The sequence below is a fragment of the Mucilaginibacter sp. P4_E8 genome (genome assembly GCF_056401495.1).
This window is the reverse complement of sequence record NZ_JBFUJG010000061.1, coordinates 1-17,441: the sequence shown is the minus strand read 5'-3', so window position 1 is coordinate 17,441 and position 17,441 is coordinate 1. Positions and strand designations below refer to the sequence as shown.

The following is a 17,441-nucleotide window of genomic DNA, read 5'->3' as shown; positions in this document are numbered from 1 at the left end:
TAATTAATTTAAAAGGTTTAAAACTGCACTGACCTGGTTACCGGTGACCGCTTTTTGAAAGAACGCGCTGGTATAAGCAAATTTGGCTTGCGCATAATCCGTTTCGGCGCGGTAAAGAATGTTCAGTGCGGCGTTTAATTCAATAATATCTGTTAAGCCGCTGTTATAAAGCGATAGCTTTTGCCGGTAGCCGGCATTGGCGGCTTTCAGTTGATTGGGTATTTCGAGCAGGCGTTGTTTTGCAGTGTTTAGTTCTACGTCGGCCTGATTTATGCCTAAACTTAACAGCGATCGTTGTTCGTCGAGGTTACGCCGGGCATAATCGGTTTCGGCTCTCTGGGTACGCAATTTGAGCTGCCTGCGACGCAGATCGAAAAGGTTATAGGATATGCCAACACCCACTAAATAGTTGTTTCGGTCAAATCCAAAGCCCGAAGAGAGGGAATTGAACTGGTCGTTAGCATCAATACTCGCTCCACGTCCCCAGGCTGCAGCTTCCAAAAGTATCTTAGGGTTAAACTGCTTTTTAACCAGGTCTTCGCGCTGCCGGCTGTTTTGAACTATCGATTTGTAATAGTTGATGATCGGGTGATTTGCGGTATCTGTAAGCATTAATCCTGGAATATTGGTTTGTGAGATCAGCCGGGTTTCTGCCAGCGTATCCGGCACAATACTTTGATAGGGCAAACCACTTATGGCAGAGAGTTTTAATTGCGTTTGTTTAAGCTCGTTATTGAGTTCGATATAGGTTAGCCGGGCCTTTGATAATTCTGCTTCGGCTATGCTGGTATCTACGCCAGGTCTGACCCCACTTTTGGCCAGCGATTGGATTGACCGCCTGATCTGCTGGTTACGATCAATATTACGGGACTGTATAATCAAGTAGTCGTGTAGTCGCAATAATTGCAGGTAATTGCCGATAGTGAACGCTTCTAATTTGTATTTAGCTTGTTGGAACTGGTTTTGTTCTACAGCTACTTCGGAACCGGCAACTTTATTTTGAGCGGCATAAGCTCCAAAGTTATAGGCCTCCCAATCCAGTGCAACTATACCCAGATTAGTTAATACGGCCGAGGTATTGCTTTCCGTACGTACTCCCCGTGAGTTAGAAGGGATAATACCAAAACCGAAGTATGGCCCGGCGGTGTTATTGTTAGTACCTATGTCGGCCTGGTAATTCAGCTTTAAGTTAGGCAACCAGTTGCTGCGCGTTTCTGCCGCTTGTGCTTGTTTTATAGCGATGGAAGTTGAATCGGCAATTAGTGAAGGGGCTTTTTGATCAACCCGTTTCAACAGGTCTTTCAGACTGACCTTTTGTTGTGCGTTAACTGTTATCGCAAACGATAGCAATAAGATCAGGCACACATATCTTTTTAGATGGTGCATTTTGATGATGTATTAAGAAATTTGAGAAATAGAGATTTTACAATTCCTGCTTAATAAGGTATTGTTTAGATATACCTTATGATATGATTAGCGAAGGGGGGAAGATCAAATGATTAGCTTTCCTGAAAGGAGATAACGATGGGGCGGGGGAAATAAACTTAAATGAATAGCGTTCAACACACCGGCAGTAAGTTGTTTAGCCTTTCTGAAGAGGAACGGAAATAACGTATTTAAAAGGACAGAAAAAAGAACGGTTAAAGCTAAAATCGGGTCAGCCAGCCGCTTTTGAATAGCTGAAACGTCAAAATCACTGTCCTCTACATATTCTTGTTTGCGTTTGGTAAAAGCCTTCACAACGATCCCGGGAGTTTTACTTATAGGGAGTTGTTTAAGTGCGCTAAAACCTACGAATGGTTTAGCAGCCAACATAAATACAGCAAGAAATAGAAAGTAATGAATCTTTAACGCACGCATGGTGTTTATTAACGCTACTTGATATTCAAAGTTGAGAAGAATTTATTCTTTATTGGTCATGTAACGTGAAAGTTGCGTGCGTTTATAAAAAAACTCCATTTATGTTCGCTTTTAGTGAACACTAATTTATTGGCGAAAAGCGGTCCTAACATAACCTTACCCCACGATTTGATCGAGATTGGAAATTTCGGACGTTCAGCCTGCTGTCAATTCAACCCGCTATAAACTAAGTTGACCGCCTGATATGGTCAATTCACCCTCGAGCCGGTTACTCATGAACCGTTTTCAAGTCCTAACATCAAATTAATTAAAAAATTAAGCATATGAAAAAGATGATGTTAACACTTGGTATCCTGTTAATCAGTGGTTTTTTTACGGCAAAAGCGCAGGTAAGCGTTATTGTACGTACCCCACGCACGCGGGTTGTTTTAAGAGGCCCTATACGCCCGGTTGCGGTCAGACCCACGGTTATAGTTTCGCGCCCGGTAGTAGTTGGGCGCCTGGTTGTGGTAGCTCGACGTATTGCCATAGTGCGTCCCCGACCTGTTATAAGCAGGAGGGTGGTGGTTTACCGGTAATAGCTCCTCCCGTTCAGTTTAACCTTTAAAACGGAAGCTTCACCAAAATTTAACAGGCAAAAGCTTTACAGGTATGGTTATTTGCCTCAGGTCAAATCTTAAAAACAATTAAATTAAATGAAAAAGATCACGCTTATCGGGGCGTTTATGGCGCTTATGATGTTGAGCAACCGCTCAATGGCACAATCCCAGCTTACACCGGAACAAATGAAAGAAAAATTCAATGACTTTAAAACAAAGCTCAACCTTTCGGACGACCAGACCCCAAACTTACCGCCTCGTAAAAATCATTTTGTCGTATTTTTCCAAACCCTTCCTTTTTCTGATGCTTTCCTTTGTAAGCTATATAATAAATAACGCCATGGAAAAAATATTGAGCTCCAACTACAAAATCCGGTTTCAAGACTGTGATCCCTTTAATCACTTAAACAATGCCAGTTATATCAATTATTTCATAAATGCCCGGGAAGATCATTTGCTGGATAACTATAATTTTGATGTATTTGAAAATTTAAAAACTAATGGCCAGGCCTGGATAGTGGTATCCAATCAAATATGCTATCTAAACCCGGCAAACGTGATTGAAAATGTGCTCATTGAATCGCAACTGATCGCCTTCACCCCAAAAAGTGTCCAGATTGAAATGCGTATGTGGAACGAAGGCAAAAATAAACTTAAGGCCATGTTATGGACAACTTTTTTATATTTTAATACCCAAACGCAGAAAGCAATCAATCATCCCGCGCCAGTTACCAATTTATTGGATAGTATACTGTTGCCTGTTGAACAAAATAATTTTGAGGAACGGCGTAATTATCTGATGCGAAGAGCGGTAATTTAAATGGAAGATAACATCGGTTTACTTAAATTTGTTTATGAGTTCATTCAAATATGCCGAAATACCTCCGGTTGAACATTTGAGGGATTTTATCGAAACGTATTGGATAATGGAAACCGGGGCATTATACCAGCCTGCCGAAGTACGGTTATACGCCGATGGTACTACAGACATCTTTGTTAATATGGGTAGCACCAGGCCTTTACTTAATAATAAACCACTTTTGCCTGGTACTATTTATTTTGGCGGTACAATGACCGCTTCAAGTCTTATCCAACGTTTACCGAACAGTGTGTTTATTGGCATTCGTTTTAAGCCTGGTGGTTTTGCATTCTTTTATAAACTGCCGCTGCAAGAGCTTACCGATGAAATTATAGAGTTCCCGGATCGTTTTCTATATGACCTATTGGATGTGGATAATAAAGTTACCGATCGCTTAAATGATTTCTTTACCAGAAAAATCAAGAATACTCATAATCTACTCCCCTTAGCTAAAACCGTGGAAAATCATAGAGGAAAAATTACCGTTGATTACCTGGCAGAAAAACACCACCTGACCAACAGAACGTTGGAGAGGATGTTTAATGAGCATATGGGTATTAGCCCTAAAGAGTTTATCAAAGTCATCCGGTTTCAACAGGTTTTGAAAAGGATCCGTAAAAAAGACTTTAAAGAAAGCCTTTCGCAACTGGCTTACGAAATGGGTTATTACGACCACGCGCATCTCACAAATGACGTTAAGCGATATTCCGGATTTAACCCAACAACTTTGGCCGCCTTGTTTAAGTCCCCTTAAAAATGTATGGATATTTATCAAGGTATTGAACAGTAAAAGATTTCTCTCTGCGGTAGGTATCACCGCACCACTTATGATTTTAATTGGTGATGCCGTGATAATACCGACCATAGGTTAAGATTTGGTTCGCAGCGATCCAACGTGTCGGTAAGTGTTGATGAGCACACCCGTGGGCGTGGCCTTCGAGTCAACAAAAGCAAGCTCCCGAGCGTCAATACTGTCCGACAATAAGCGTTTACCCCGGCCAAGCAAAACTGGGTAAGTGATGAGCACAACCTCGTCAGCCAGTCCCTGGTCAAGCAACACGGACGTTAGCGTCGAACTTCCCACCACGATCAGGTCGGGGCCATCCGTTGCCTTGAGATCGCGAATCGCCTCGATAACGTCCTCACCCAAATGCTGCACCGGTCCCCATTCCAGGCTGTCGGGCCTGTGGGTTGCGATGTATTTCGTTGCAGCGTTGATAGCATTTGCCATTGGGAAATCTCCGGCATTAGGCCAAAAGTCACTAAATATATCGTAGGTGTGGCGGGCAAGCAGCAGGTCAAAGTTCGGCCCGTATGCCTCAAAGAGGATTGCCGCCCCGGCAGGGCTTCGATAGGGTTTCGTCCATGCGCCATAGGTGTAGTCTCCATCATGTTCTATCACGCCATCCAGCGAGATATGTTCAAAAATTCTGATCTTTCTCATTTGTTTGCTATTAGTTTAATGTTTGTATTCACCTGGTCTTCTGCATTTGTTCGATGGCGGTCCATCCTTCCGGCGTAATGCCCATAATCTCGGTAGCTACGCCCAGCGTTTGGTAGGTATCGAAAAAAGCCATCCGCGCAATTGGGTGGTCTACTTCGCTGATGACCGCGTAACCTTGTTTACGCAGATTGTCGGTGATCCGGTTGAAATCACTAACGGGCAAACGGAAGGCAAGGTGCTGTGTACCACCTGCCGGATATTTGGCAAGGTAGTCATGAAACATGCTTTGGCCGGAAACAGGCTGAACGAGCTCGATGAAGGTGCCTCCGTTATAGGTTTGAGTAGTTAGCCAATCGCCCGCCACCACCTGGCCATAATAGGTCATATCCAAATCCTGCGCGCGGATATGTTCTGGTTGGGGAAAGCCTGCGATGCCCAGGGCGTTCGACAGAAATTTTACGGCGGCGTGGATGTCCGGAACCACCCAACCTATTTGGGCCAGTTCAAGTCCGGCGATGGTTTTGTTGATACTATTCATCTTTATTTGCCATTAGTTTAATGATGAACAAAGTTAAAACAGACGAGGTACGCACATCAGGGGCAATTGCGGCAATATGAGGGCATTTTGCGACCATTTGCACTGTTCAAAGCGAAAGCTACATTTTTCAGAGCTCCAATTTAAAATCAAACTCTTATTTTTTCACTTTGGCCTTTCTTTAATACTTGTGCTAATAACAAAGGGGCTAAAGTGTTCAAAGAATCTCCCGCTCTGAGTACAAAAAGCCCCGATACTGGTGTATCAGGGCTTTTTGTTTTTAATCGCCACCGCGAATTTATATTACGCTCTTATCGTTGATTTTCAGGTTTCGAAATCCAATCCTCATAATGGGTTTTGCCCAGAGAAACAGCTTTTTCCGGCACTAAAGTATCAGCGGTAATTGGTGCTCCTGAATACAGGGCTTGAGTATCAGATACTACTTCGTAATTTTTATGAGTTGCCTGCAAATATTGTTTTACCCATACTGCCATGTCAAATTTTTCGGGTCCACCTATTTCAAGTATCTTATTAGCAGGTTTTTCCAGTGCTGTTTCGGCCATAAAAGACGCTACATCTTTGCTCGCTATAGGCTGAATGTTGGCTGCCGGTACTATTACTTTCCCGTCGGCCACACTCATTTGAACAATACCTCCTGCAAATTCAAAAAATTGTGTAGCATGAACAATGGTATAAGGAATACCCGATGCCTTGATCAAATCTTCCTGCACTTGTTTCGCACGGAAATAACCGCTGGCCTGTAGTTTTTGGGTACCTACTACCGATAAGGCAATATGATGCTGCACCCCTGCTGCCTTTTCTGCAGGTAATAGATTTCCGTTAGCAGTTTTGAAAAAGTTCATTACAGCATTATCTTCAAAGGAAGGTGAGTTGGACACATCCACTACCACATGCGCGCCCTGCAGTACTTCATTTAAACCTTCGCCGGTAAGTGTATTGACACCGTTGTTTGGTGAAGCGGCAATCACCTCGTGTCCCGAGTCCTGCAATTGATTTACCAATTGGCTACCAATAAGGCCGGTACCGCCGATAACTACAATTTTCATGATCTGTAATATTTAAGGTTAATTGTATAATACAAAGATGAACATAGCTCGCCCGGGAAAACTTAAGCTGGTTTAAGAAATATACATGTCCTGATAGGTCTTTAAAGTTTTCAATGAAACACCCATGTAGCTGGCAAAAACAGGATCGGGAATTCTTTGGATCAATTCAGGATAAGTATTTCTGAAATAGCGATAGAAATCTTCTTTAGACACGGTAGCAAATGTTTTTTGTTTAAATAAGGCCGCACCATAAGCCCGCTCATGAATTTTATTAAAATATAATGCCAGTAAGGGGAATTGTAACAACAGTGTTTCGTAGTTTTTCCTGCTCATGCTGGTAATTTCCGAATCTTCCATCGCCGCAATCGAATAAACAGCGGGTTTACCATCGGGAAAAGTTTTATAGTCGGTTATCCACCAGTTTTCCAATGCAAAATGTACCACCTGTTTTTCTTCGTTATTTTCATAAAACAGGTACAGACAACCTTTATTAACGAAGTAAATTGTGTCACACATTTCCTTTTCTCTTAATAGCAATACCTCCTTTTTCACCAGTTTGGTTTGGAAAAACGAAGCTATTTTCTCTTGCTCAACGGTAAAACCGGGCACGAGTTTCTGAATGTGTCGATATAATTGTTCGGTCATGAATTATTTTTTCCTTTTACCAGATTTTTTCGCAACTCGCTCAAATACTCCGGTGTAAAGCCCAAAAAGGATGCCAATACTTTCTGCGGGATCCGTTGAATAAATTCCGGATACTTTGATTGAAACAGTTCATAAAATTCATCCTTGGGCATTCTCGAAATCATCTGGATACGAAGCAATGACGCTGCATATGCCCGTTCATATATTAACCGAAAATAGTTTTCGATGACCGGGAATTTTGCCAGAATCAACTCATAGTTTGGGGCAGTAATGGCCAATACCTCCGTTGCCTCCAGCGCCTGGATCGTATAGGCTGATTTCCGTCCGGATCGAAAAGCATTCAAATCTGTCATCCACCAGTTTTCTAATGCAAGTTGCTGCGTTTGTTCCACACCATTTTGATCTGTAAAATACAAACGAAGGCACCCTTTTACCACAAAAAAATACAACAAACAACGCTTGTCTTCTTCCTGTAAAATGTCCTTTTTCTTAAATGTCCTTGTTTCAAAAAATGATAATATACTGTCACCATCTATATCAGGACTGGACGTCATTTTTTGAATATGTTGTATGAGCAGATGCATTTTTTATAGAAATCGAACCCAAATATAAAAAACGGATAAGAATCTCAAGGTTGGTGCGAAAGTTAATGTTGTAAAGGAGGTGTTAAGAGTTGAGTTTATAAAAACCTTCATGTAGTTTCCACTCTGATAATGTCTTGTCATTCAATGTGCTTTCAATAAAAATATCTTTAAGTTTTTATAAATAAATTAGTCTTAACTAATTTATTTTATTAACTTAATCAAATAATTTATATATGCTCGTGCTATTGAAAATATCATGAAGAGATGAATAAAAAACAAATGGTCGCAATTGGTTTATTTTCGTTCCTGATCGCGATAATTATTTCCTGTCGAAAATTTGAACCAGCGGTACCTTCCGAAGACGCACTGCTTGACGGGCCAATTGAAAACCTAACATCAGCCCAAAACTTACAGCACCTTGCCGGCGATGTTGGGTTTAACGACCAAGTGTTTACATCGGCTACGGGTTTGGGGCCGGTATTTGTGGCCACCAGTTGCGGTAGCTGTCATGCTGGGGATGGTAAAGGGCATCCGTTTACAACCCTTACAAGATTTGGTAAAAACGACAGTCTTGGCCGCAACGAGTTTGATCATGGGCCGCAAATACAAGGACGAGCAATACCTGGTTACGCACCTGAGCAATTGCCCCCCGGTGCCCGTTTTGCTAAATTAACTCCGCCCATCAATACCGGTTTAGGCTTTATTGAATTGGTTAGTGAAGATGATATCCTGGCAATGGCATCGGCCAACGTTGATAATCCGGATGGAGTTAGAGGACATCCCAACTGGGCGTTATTGCCAACTTATATCAAACCAAAACCAAACAGCCATACTCAGGGAAACAGGTACATTACCCGTTTCGGAAAAAAGGCAAGCACTTTTAACCTGTTGCACCAAACTGTGCTTGCCTATAATCAGGATATGGGTATCGCTTCGTCTTTTGACCCCAGTGATGTTTTCACATTATTAGACACCGACCCCGAGGTATCTGATAAAATAATAAGGGACGTTGTGTTTTACCTGCAAACCCTTAAAGCGCCTATTCAACGGGATCAGAACAATCCGGATGTTATCAATGGTAAAGACCTGTTCGTTCAAATAGGTTGCGAAAGCTGCCATAAGCAAACTTTAAAAACAGGCAATTCGCCGGTCGCTGCACTTTCAAACAAAGAATTTCATCCTTTTAGTGACCTGTTAGTGCATGATATGGGGCCGGGTTTGGATGATGGTTACACAGAAGGATCAGCAAAAACGAGTGAGTGGCGCACACCCCCATTATGGGGATTAGGGTTAGCGCCAAACTCACAGGGAGGACAGTTTTTTTTAATGCACGACGGTCGTGCTAAAAGCATTGATGAAGCGATACGGATGCACGATGGCGAGGCGGCAATCATCAAAAACAGGTATAGCAGTCTTAGCGAAAGCGAAAGACAAAAAGTGATCACCTTTTTAAAAAGCTTATAATATGGACAGGCGAAAATTTATAGCTGCAACCTGCATCAGCTGTATTGGTGGTGGTTTATTGCTCACCTTATCAGAAGGCTGCGGTACTGCTTCTAAAATTGTATCAGCCGATATTTCCGGATCTGATATGTTGGTACCTCTGGAAAATTTTGAGCATGCCAGGGCTGGTAAAAAGGAATTCAGGAAATACATAGTCGCTCAGAACGACCGGTTAAGGTATCCGATATGCGTATATCGCTTTAGCGAAACACAATATGAAGCGCTATGGATGAGGTGTACACATCAGGGAACAGAATTACAGGTGTTCGGCGATAAAATGCAATGTCCTGCACATGGCAGCGAATTTAATAACCATGGCCAGGTGGTAAACGGCCCCGCGGCAAGCCAGCTCAGGACCTTCCCGGTAACTATTAGTGATAACCTACTCCGAATATCCTTAAAATGAAAGCAATAATTTTTACTTTTTTTTTATTCATCGCAATAAGTGTTCAGGCACAAATTGACACCAGTTTGTTGAGGCGAACACCAGCTGATACCTCAAAAAAATTAATGAACATGGATGCCATTTATAACCGACCTGCGCTGCAGGCCGGTAAGTTTCCTATTTCGTTAGGTGGTTATGTAGAGGCCAATTATCAGCATTTGGGTACAGATGGCATATCAGAAGGGCACCAGTTCCAGTTCAGAAGGTTAACTTTATTTGTATCATCAACCATCTCCACCCGGATAAAATTTCTGTCGGAGATAGAATTTGAACCTGCAGACAAAGAGATAAGCATAGAGTTTGCCGCCGTTGATGTGGAGTTTCACCCGCTTTTTAATTTACGAGGCGGGATGATCGTTAATCCGATTGGCGCGTTTAACCAAAACCATGACGGACCGAAATGGGAGTTCACCGACCGGCCAATTTCGGCTGAAAAAATGTTACCTGCAACATGGAGCAATGCCGGCTTTGGCTTATATGGTAAATATTACCAGCATAACTGGTTATTTGGATATGAACTTTACTTAACCAGCGGTTTTGATAATGCCATCATTGAAAATGAATTTAACAGGACTTACTTACCGGCCTCAAAGGCAAATGCCGAACGCTTTGAAGAGAGCAATAATGGTGAGCCATTAATAACGGGTAAAGTGGCGATAAAAAATATCAAAATCGGCGAGCTTGGCTTATCATACATGGGTGGTGTATACAATAAGTACCAGGAAGACGGTTTAAGATTAGATGATAAACGACGTGTTGACGTTTTCGCAGTTGATATGAATACCACTATCAAAAGAACGGGGACAACCTTTATCGGTGAGTATGCCTGGATTTTCCTAAATGTTCCTCAAACCTATTCGCAACAATTTGGTAACAAGCAGCATGGTGGATTTTTAGACATCGTACAACCTGTTTTAAGAAACAATTTATTGGGGTGGCCAAAGGCTGTATTAAACCTGGCATGCCGTTTAGAGTATGTAGATTATAACGTAGGTCGGTTTAAAGAAACCGGTGGAAATATAGGAGATGAAATTTGGAGTATAATGCCAGCAGTTAGTTTCAGGCCTACCCCCCAAACTGTTTTCCGGCTAAACTATCGTATCCAAAAACAACGCGATATTTTAGCTAACCCAGCTACTCATACAAGGGGATTCAGCTTTGGGATATCAACTTATTTTTAAAATAAATTTCATGAATGAAAAATTAAACCGGGGCGCATTATCAAAATCGCGCCCCGGTTTCAAGATCTGTTGGTCTTGTTTTATCCAACATCAGTGCAATGACCTGAAGCCTTCGCGGATATCGTTAACCAGAAGTTCGGGTTGCTCCCAGGCAGCGAAGTGCCCACCCTTATTATGTTTCTTGTAATAGATCATGTTGGGATATGCCTTCTCTGCCCAACTTTTGGGAGCCTGGTAGAGTTCGTCAGGAAAAGCGCTCACCACAACCGGGACTTTAACACCTAACGGAGCTACAAAAGCATGCTTATTCTCCCAATAGATACGGTACCCGGAAACCGCCGTGTTGGTTAACCAGCACAGTGTGATGTTGTCAAGAACATCATCCCGGGTAAGTCCTTCAGACTTCCCGGCAAACGAGCGTGAAATTAGCGCCAAACTAAGCTGGTCGTGGTCAAGAAACATAGTGGCGAGGCCGACGGGCGAATCTGCCGTTGCGAGTAATGTCTGTGGACGTGATCCCATAATGAGGGCGTAGGCAACGTGCTTGTATGAAAAACTCAATTGCTCGTACGCCTGTTTTTCCTCAGCTGAGAGGCCGTCTGGTGCAGGCGCTCCGGCAAATGCCGCATTGTTGATTTCAGGTGGAACTGTGCAAGGGAAATTTGTGGCCATGCCCAGTAAATTATCAGGCGACTGTACAGCCATTATATCCGTGATGAGCCCACCCCAATCTCCGCCTTGTGCCAGGAATTTCTCATATCCGAGGCGCTTCATCAGTGTTACCCATGCATATGCAATGCGGGAAGGGCCCCAGCCGGTAGTGCTTGGCTTCCCTGAAAATCCATAGCCAGGCATAGATGGAATCACAACATCAAAGGCATCTTCAGCCTTTCCTCCAAAGGCAGTAGGATCTGTGAGCGGGCCAATGATCTTCATTTGCTCAATGATCGAACCCGGCCATCCATGTGTAACGATGAGTGGTAAAGCATTCGTATGTTTTGAACGAACGTGAATAAAATGAATGTCAAGTCCGTCAATTTCTGTTATAAACTGGGGCAAAGCATTCAATTTTGCTTCCACTTTACGCCAGTCATATTCCGTAGCCCAATAGTGCGCAAGTGCCTTCATTGTCGCAAGCGGCACACCCTGCGTTTGATCGTTGACAGGTTCTTTTTCTGGCCATCTTGTCGCTAAAATGCGGCGTTTTAAATCATCGAGGTCAGCCTGCGGGAAGGTGAACTGGAAGGGGCGGATCGATTCGGCTGATCCTACTTCCTCTAAAGTTTCTGTGCTGGTTTCCATTGTTTAAATTTTTAATTATTTTCTACTATTTATTCTCCGTGCAAATTGTACTCAGTTACCAAATTGGTTGAGCGAACTAAATGATCTTGTAGTACTTAAACTATTTCCCCACTGATCATCGAAGGGAACCAAAAGCCGCACGCATTTCATTAACAAACAGTTCTGGTTGTTCCCATGCGGGGAAGTGCCCTCCTTTGTCAAGTTTATTGTAATGAATGAGGTTTGGATATGCTTTTTCTGCCCAACTGCGTGGTGCCAGATAAAGCTCATCAGGGAAAACGCTCACGGCAACAGGTATAGTGATACCTTTTGGGGCAAAATAAGGCAGCTTATTTTCCCGGTAAAGACGCGCAGCTGAAACAGTCGTATTTGTCAACCAAAAAAGTGTGATGTTATCGAGTATGTCGTCTCGTGTAAGGCATTCATTTTGACCCGCGAAGGCGCGTGCAATAAGCTCAAACCCGCGGGGATCGAAGTCGATCAAAAATGCCGCCATACCTATTGGTGAATCTGCTAAGGCCGCCAATGTTTGCGGGCGCGATGCCATATAGAAGGCATAGTAAACAACATGCTGGTATACAAATACCAGTTGCTCATAGGCATATTTTTCCTCTTCAGATAAACCTGAAGGAGCCGGCACACCTGTAAATGCCGCCCCGTCAAGTTCGGGCGGAACTGCTCCGGGCATGTTCGTATGGATCCCAATCAATTCCGGCACTGCTTGTACAGCCATCTGTTCTGTGATAAGTGCGCCCCAATCACCACCCTGGGCCACAAATTTGTTGTAACCAAGACGTTTCATCAGCACAACCCAGGCTTTCGCTATACGTTCGGGCCCCCAACCTGTCCTTGTTGGCTTGCCAGAAAACCCATACCCGGGCATCGAAGGAAAAACAACATCAAAGGCTTCTTCCGCCGTTCCCCCAAACGCTTCGGGATCCGTTAACGGACCGATGATTTTCAAGTTATGGGTTATGGAAGCCGGCCAGCCGTGGGTTATGATGATCGGAAGGGCATTTGGATTTTTTGAACGTACATGTATGAAATGAATATCCACTCCATCAATATTGGTTACAAATTGCGGAAGGGCATTTATTTTCGCTTCTATTTTACGCCAATCATAGCTTGTAACCCAATAGCTGGCTATTGCCTGCAGTGTTGCCAGTGGTGTACCCTGTGAAAAATCATCTACCGTTTCTTTTTCGGACCATCTTGTAGCTAAAATACGGCGGTTTAAATCATCAAGGTCAGCCTGCGGGAAGGTAAACTGAAAGGGACGGATCAATTCGTCTGATACTACTCCCTCTAAAGTTGCTGTGCTGGTTTCCATTGTATAAATTTTAAAATTGTCTTCTTAAATTTATTTCCCATTCAAACAATATTCAGTTACCAAATTAATTGCGTGTGCTAAGCGGTTTTGTAGTACATAGCCTCTTTCACGACTGATTAGCGCAGCGTTTTGAAACCTGCCCGTACATCATCAACAAAAAGTTTAGGCTGTTCCCATGCCGCGAAGTGCCCGCCTTTGTTGGGTTTGTTGTAATAGATGAGTTTAGGATACGCCTGCTCTGCCCAACTCTTCGGAGCTGTATAAATCTCATCCGGGAAGGCGCTTACGGCCACCGGGATGGTGACATGTTTCGGGGCGAAAAAAGCGAGCTTGTTTTCCCAGTAGAGGCGGGCCGAAGAAACTCCGGTATTTGTCAGCCAGTAGAGCGTGATATTATCAAGAATGTCGTCGCGTGTGAGACCCTCTTCTTTACCCGCAAAGACGCGCGTTATGAGCTCGTAGCTACGTGCGTCATGATCGAGTATCCAGGCGGCCAGACCGATCGGTGAATCCTCGATCCCATAGAGTGTCTGAGGGCGGTTCCCCATTTCCTGGGCGTAGGCGAGGCCGTGTTTGTAGAAGAAGGCGAGCTGGTCATACGCGCGCTGCTCGTCGGCTGAGAGGCCGGCCGGAGGCGGGGTACCGGTGAAAGCCGCTGTATTTATGTTGTCTGGAACAGCTCCGGCCATATTGGTGTGGATGCCGATCAGTTCAGGCGGTGCCTGTACAGCCATCATGTCTGTAATTAGCGCACCCCAATCGCCGCCCTGTGCCACAAATTTCTTATAACCCAAACGCTTCATCAGCACAATCCACGCGCTCGCTATGCGGGGCGCATCCCAACCGGTTGTGGTTGGTATGCCCGAAAACCCGTAACCCGGAATTGACGGGATCACAACATCGAAGGCGTCTTCTTCCTTTCCACCATAAGCTGTAGGATCAGTAAGCGGGGCGATGATCTTCAGCTGTTCAATGATCGAGCCAGGCCATCCATGTGTAACAATGATCGGCAACGCATTTTTGTGTTTCGAACGAACGTGAATGAAATGAATATCGACGCCGTCGATGTTAGTCACGAACTGCGGCAAGGCCTTTAGTTTCGCCTCACATTTGTGCCAATCGTAATCGGTGGCCCAGTAGTGTGCCAACTGCTTCATCGTCTCGAGCTGCACGCCTTGCGTTTCATCGTTAACAACCTCGCGTCCGGGCCACTGTGTTGCTAAGACCCGGCGTTTAAGATCAGCGAGTTTATTTTCCGGAATGTTCATATGGAAGGGGCGGATCGCTTCATTCGAAGAGGCATTGCCGGAAGGTACGCTTTGTGCATTACTTAATGCACCTTGCATCACAAGGACTCCTGCTACAATTGTACTTGTAAGGATTTTTTTGCTCTTTTCCATTGTTTTAGGTTTATGTGTTGTGGTTTTTTTGGCAAAGTTATTTGCCTCATCAACCGGCGTCCAAGCACCAAATAGTTTAAGTGGACTAAATACTTCCTGGGGTTGCCATTTTTAAACCCGAAAATTTTTGAAACTTTGCGCGGGCAATAATTTCTTGAAACGAAATTTGTGCATTAACCACACATTCACAGATTGGGATGAATAAATTCAAAAAAAAGACTATACTTCTTTCAAAGGATGATCTGAAAATTGTTTGGTTTTTCCAAAAACTACCGATTATCGAGCCAGTTCAAAAAAACACTTACCTTTTCTTTAGGAACCAACAATTTATCTGAGAAGGGTATAGTGAGGTTAACCAGTAATTTTCGTGCGGGATAATGCTCAACATCTTTTATTGCCTGGAAATGTATCAGGTATTGTCTATTTAATCTGAAAAACTGACTGTCTGCCAAAAGTTCCTGGATATGATCCAATGAATAATTCACAAAATATTCCTGCCGGTCAAAGCATACAATTGCTGATGATTCGTGCCTGACATAAAAAAAAGCAATATTCTCAATAGGTACAATGATATATTTATTTTTCCTGAAAACAAGGAAGCTCGTTTTACTCTGACGTTTTACTAACGTATCAACCGAATAAGGTTCGCCATTTTGTTGAATGAGTTTCATGCGTTTCCATCTTTTAAGAATAAACTCCGCTGCTTCTATATATGCCGGGGTGCGGCCAAAAACCAAATGTTCAAGGTGTATGAAATTCTTATACCAAATTGTATTCAAAAATAAGCAGTAAAATTTTAAAACGACTAAAAAGATTAAAAATATCGTTTTAGTAGTGTGTTCACTGAAGTACTGGCATTGCAGGGTTCACTTGCTGAGGCACAAGGTGGATCAGGGTGATGTTATTTTAGTTTTTCAATAGTCTGAAGACTACTCTAGCCGTTGTCCGAAGATTCCCACCGTTCTGTTTGTTTTGCTATATCAATTAATTTTTGTCCATGTTCAGTCATTAGCCCCTCCTCTGTCAACCGTTCTGTTCGTTCTCTGTTGATTTTACTCCATTTGCTTTTCGGATTGCGGGGGGTAAAAGTAAGGTAGAAACTTTCATGATCTCTTTTTTTCGCCAAACTGTCAATCCAGCCAAAACACAGCGCTTCTTCCATAGCTTCGCTGGTGCTAACACTCTGTACTTTGCTTTTTTTATGATAAAGAATTAGCCAAACAGATTTCTCTGTTTGGCTATTTTCCTCCAGCCATTGCCGCCAGTCTGACCTGGTTTTGGCATAAACAGCCTGTTTTCCATCTTTTGTTTCCATAACTCTATAGCTTATTATCGGGTTGACTGATGTATTATTTATATGTAGTGTATTTAACCTGTCGAAGTGATTTGCAATAAACCAATTACAATTTAACAATATTAATTTGATTCATAATCTTCCTATTACCTTTTACAAAAGCTTGCCTCTTCTTTGATATTCATAATTTTTGCTTTGTTATTGTTAAACATTACACATCTGCATCTCCTTAACTTTACTATATCAATTAATAAATATAATCATGGATATCACACTCACTCAATCAGAACAGGCGTTAAGCTTGGCAAGAACCAAAGCACACGAAATCGGTGTACCAGTTAATATTGTTATTATGGATACCGGCGGGCACCTTAAAGCGCTGCAACGTATGGATGACGCGTTCATCGGCTCAATGGATATTGCCATCCAAAAAGCTAAAACGGCTATGCTTTTCCGAATGAATTCTGAACAGGTTGGAGAATTTCTTAAGCCCGAAGCAGCTACTTATGGCCTCGAAAATACCAACGGTGGCTTAGTTGGTTTTCCCGGCGGCATGCCAATTAAACTGGAAGGAAAAATCATAGGATACATTGGGGTATCCGGAGGTGCAGTTCCCCAGGATTTTTCTATCGCCACAGCCGGAAGTGTTATCAATTAATTCAGCACAAATCACCTTATAAAATAAAAGCAAAATTATGGAAAGTAAAAAAATTCTGATAACCGGAGCAGGCTCTGGTTTCGGGGAAGGAACCGCTATTGGTTTAGCACAATTAGGTCATCAGGTTATAGCAGGGGTACAAATATCCCCACAGGTAACCGCGCTTCGCCTCGGGGTAAAAGAGCTTGGATTGGAAAACAATCTGCGGGTTGAGCGACTTGATATTTTAGACCCATATGACGTAAAATATGCCTTAACCTGGGATATTGATATACTTTTTAGTAATGCAGGAATGGGAGAAGCTGGCCCGGTATTTGAAATCCCTGTTGACTTAGTAAGGCGTAATTTTGAAACCAATGTATTTGCCCCGCTTAATCTTGCTCAAAAGTTTATAGCCAAATTCATCACCGAAAAAAGGAAAGGAAAAGTTGTTTTTACATCCTCAATGGGTGGTTTGTTTACACCAGCCGGATATGGTATTTATGTTTCGACCAAACATGCCTTAGAGGCTATTGCCGAGGCATTGCATGAAGAACTAAAACCTTATAACATCCAGATACAAACTATTAACCCGGGGGCCTACTTAACCGGTTATAATGAAACCATGGCCGATAACCCTTTCCGCTGGTTGGATGACAGTAAGAATTTTACAAAACGTGCCGATATGAGGGCCACATTCGACAGCCTTTTAGGCACTCCCGAAGGCAGATTAGATCCAAAAGAAATGATTGATGC

At 43.0% G+C, this 17,441-nt stretch carries 21 protein-coding genes; 9 read left to right on the top strand and 12 right to left on the bottom strand.

The window, feature by feature from the left end; translation table 11 throughout:
• Window positions 1-3: 3 nt before the first annotated feature.
• Complete coding sequence (locus AC1DRQ_RS19330) at window positions 4-1,386, bottom strand: TolC family protein (RefSeq protein ID WP_477426427.1); 1,383 nt, start codon at window positions 1,384-1,386, stop codon at window positions 4-6.
• 105 nt (window positions 1,387-1,491) lie between these two features.
• Window positions 1,492-1,860 carry a hypothetical protein gene (locus AC1DRQ_RS19325; RefSeq protein ID WP_477426426.1) on the bottom strand — a complete coding sequence of 123 codons (369 nt, stop codon included), beginning with the start codon at window positions 1,858-1,860 and terminating at the stop codon, window positions 1,492-1,494.
• Window positions 1,861-2,183: 323 nt separating this feature from the next.
• Here AC1DRQ_RS19325 and AC1DRQ_RS19320 point away from each other — a divergent pair, with 323 nt between their 5' ends.
• The 4 genes from AC1DRQ_RS19320 (at window position 2,184) to AC1DRQ_RS19305 (ending at window position 4,072) form a co-directional block, all read left to right on the top strand.
• Window positions 2,184-2,438, top strand: coding sequence for a hypothetical protein (locus AC1DRQ_RS19320; RefSeq protein ID WP_477426425.1), 255 nt, complete (start codon window positions 2,184-2,186; stop codon window positions 2,436-2,438).
• Window positions 2,439-2,555: 117 nt separating this feature from the next.
• A complete protein-coding gene (locus AC1DRQ_RS19315) occupies window positions 2,556-2,795 on the top strand; it encodes a hypothetical protein (RefSeq protein ID WP_477426424.1) in 240 nt (79 codons plus the stop codon).
• A gap of 4 nt (window positions 2,796-2,799) precedes the next feature.
• Window positions 2,800-3,279 (top strand): acyl-CoA thioesterase, encoded by a 480-nt coding sequence (locus AC1DRQ_RS19310; RefSeq protein ID WP_429398223.1) that lies wholly within the window; start codon window positions 2,800-2,802, stop codon window positions 3,277-3,279.
• 34 nt (window positions 3,280-3,313) lie between these two features.
• Complete coding sequence (locus AC1DRQ_RS19305; RefSeq protein WP_477426423.1) at window positions 3,314-4,072, top strand: DUF6597 domain-containing transcriptional factor; 759 nt, start codon at window positions 3,314-3,316, stop codon at window positions 4,070-4,072.
• A 114-nt stretch (window positions 4,073-4,186) separates the two neighbouring features.
• Here the strand turns inward: AC1DRQ_RS19305 and AC1DRQ_RS19300 are convergent, their stop codons facing one another.
• From AC1DRQ_RS19300 to AC1DRQ_RS19280, 5 genes are all read right to left on the bottom strand, one after another.
• Entirely contained in the window at window positions 4,187-4,762 is a 576-nt protein-coding gene (locus AC1DRQ_RS19300; protein ID WP_477426422.1) for a dihydrofolate reductase family protein, read from the bottom strand.
• Window positions 4,763-4,790: 28 nt separating this feature from the next.
• Window positions 4,791-5,300: a VOC family protein gene (locus AC1DRQ_RS19295; protein ID WP_429398229.1), complete on the bottom strand. Its 510-nt coding sequence runs from the start codon at window positions 5,298-5,300 to the stop codon at window positions 4,791-4,793.
• 308 nt (window positions 5,301-5,608) lie between these two features.
• On the bottom strand, window positions 5,609-6,364 hold the full coding sequence (locus tag AC1DRQ_RS19290; protein WP_477426421.1) for an SDR family oxidoreductase: 756 nt from the start codon (window positions 6,362-6,364) through the stop codon (window positions 5,609-5,611).
• A gap of 72 nt (window positions 6,365-6,436) precedes the next feature.
• Window positions 6,437-7,009: a Crp/Fnr family transcriptional regulator gene (locus tag AC1DRQ_RS19285; RefSeq protein WP_429398233.1), complete on the bottom strand. Its 573-nt coding sequence runs from the start codon at window positions 7,007-7,009 to the stop codon at window positions 6,437-6,439.
• A complete protein-coding gene (locus tag AC1DRQ_RS19280) occupies window positions 7,006-7,563 on the bottom strand; it encodes a Crp/Fnr family transcriptional regulator (protein ID WP_477426420.1) in 558 nt (185 codons plus the stop codon). Before AC1DRQ_RS19280 ends, AC1DRQ_RS19285 begins: the two co-directional genes overlap by 4 nt.
• Before the next feature lie 294 nt (window positions 7,564-7,857).
• Here AC1DRQ_RS19280 and AC1DRQ_RS19275 point away from each other — a divergent pair, with 294 nt between their 5' ends.
• The 3 genes from AC1DRQ_RS19275 to AC1DRQ_RS19265 are packed head-to-tail and all read left to right on the top strand — an operon-like array spanning window position 7,858 to window position 10,722.
• Window positions 7,858-9,057, top strand: a complete 1,200-nt coding sequence (locus tag AC1DRQ_RS19275) for a di-heme oxidoredictase family protein (protein WP_477426419.1) — start codon at window positions 7,858-7,860, stop codon at window positions 9,055-9,057.
• A gap of 1 nt (window position 9,058) precedes the next feature.
• Window positions 9,059-9,502, top strand: a complete 444-nt coding sequence (locus tag AC1DRQ_RS19270; protein ID WP_429398238.1) for a QcrA and Rieske domain-containing protein — start codon at window positions 9,059-9,061, stop codon at window positions 9,500-9,502.
• Window positions 9,499-10,722: a hypothetical protein gene (locus AC1DRQ_RS19265; protein ID WP_477426418.1), complete on the top strand. Its 1,224-nt coding sequence runs from the start codon at window positions 9,499-9,501 to the stop codon at window positions 10,720-10,722. Before AC1DRQ_RS19270 ends, AC1DRQ_RS19265 begins: the two co-directional genes overlap by 4 nt.
• A 90-nt stretch (window positions 10,723-10,812) precedes the next feature.
• On the opposite strand, the gene AC1DRQ_RS19260 is transcribed toward AC1DRQ_RS19265, so the two are convergent.
• From AC1DRQ_RS19260 to AC1DRQ_RS19240, 5 genes are all read right to left on the bottom strand, one after another.
• Window positions 10,813-12,024 (bottom strand): epoxide hydrolase family protein, encoded by a 1,212-nt coding sequence (locus AC1DRQ_RS19260; RefSeq protein ID WP_477426417.1) that lies wholly within the window; start codon window positions 12,022-12,024, stop codon window positions 10,813-10,815.
• A gap of 115 nt (window positions 12,025-12,139) precedes the next feature.
• Entirely contained in the window at window positions 12,140-13,354 is a 1,215-nt protein-coding gene (locus AC1DRQ_RS19255) for an epoxide hydrolase family protein (RefSeq protein ID WP_477426416.1), read from the bottom strand.
• 116 nt (window positions 13,355-13,470) lie between these two features.
• On the bottom strand, window positions 13,471-14,754 hold the full coding sequence (locus AC1DRQ_RS19250; protein ID WP_477426415.1) for an epoxide hydrolase family protein: 1,284 nt from the start codon (window positions 14,752-14,754) through the stop codon (window positions 13,471-13,473).
• A 269-nt stretch (window positions 14,755-15,023) separates the two neighbouring features.
• Window positions 15,024-15,533 (bottom strand): LytR/AlgR family response regulator transcription factor, encoded by a 510-nt coding sequence (locus AC1DRQ_RS19245; protein ID WP_477426414.1) that lies wholly within the window; start codon window positions 15,531-15,533, stop codon window positions 15,024-15,026.
• Window positions 15,534-15,688: 155 nt separating this feature from the next.
• Window positions 15,689-16,069 (bottom strand): YdeI/OmpD-associated family protein, encoded by a 381-nt coding sequence (locus AC1DRQ_RS19240; protein WP_477426413.1) that lies wholly within the window; start codon window positions 16,067-16,069, stop codon window positions 15,689-15,691.
• Window positions 16,070-16,310: 241 nt separating this feature from the next.
• Here AC1DRQ_RS19240 and AC1DRQ_RS19235 point away from each other — a divergent pair, with 241 nt between their 5' ends.
• Both AC1DRQ_RS19235 and AC1DRQ_RS19230 read left to right on the top strand, forming a co-directional pair.
• Window positions 16,311-16,706, top strand: a complete 396-nt coding sequence (locus AC1DRQ_RS19235; protein WP_477426412.1) for a GlcG/HbpS family heme-binding protein — start codon at window positions 16,311-16,313, stop codon at window positions 16,704-16,706.
• 37 nt (window positions 16,707-16,743) lie between these two features.
• Window positions 16,744-17,441, top strand: a 698-nt coding sequence (locus tag AC1DRQ_RS19230; RefSeq protein WP_477426411.1) for an SDR family oxidoreductase, incomplete at its 3' end; no start/stop codon positions are given.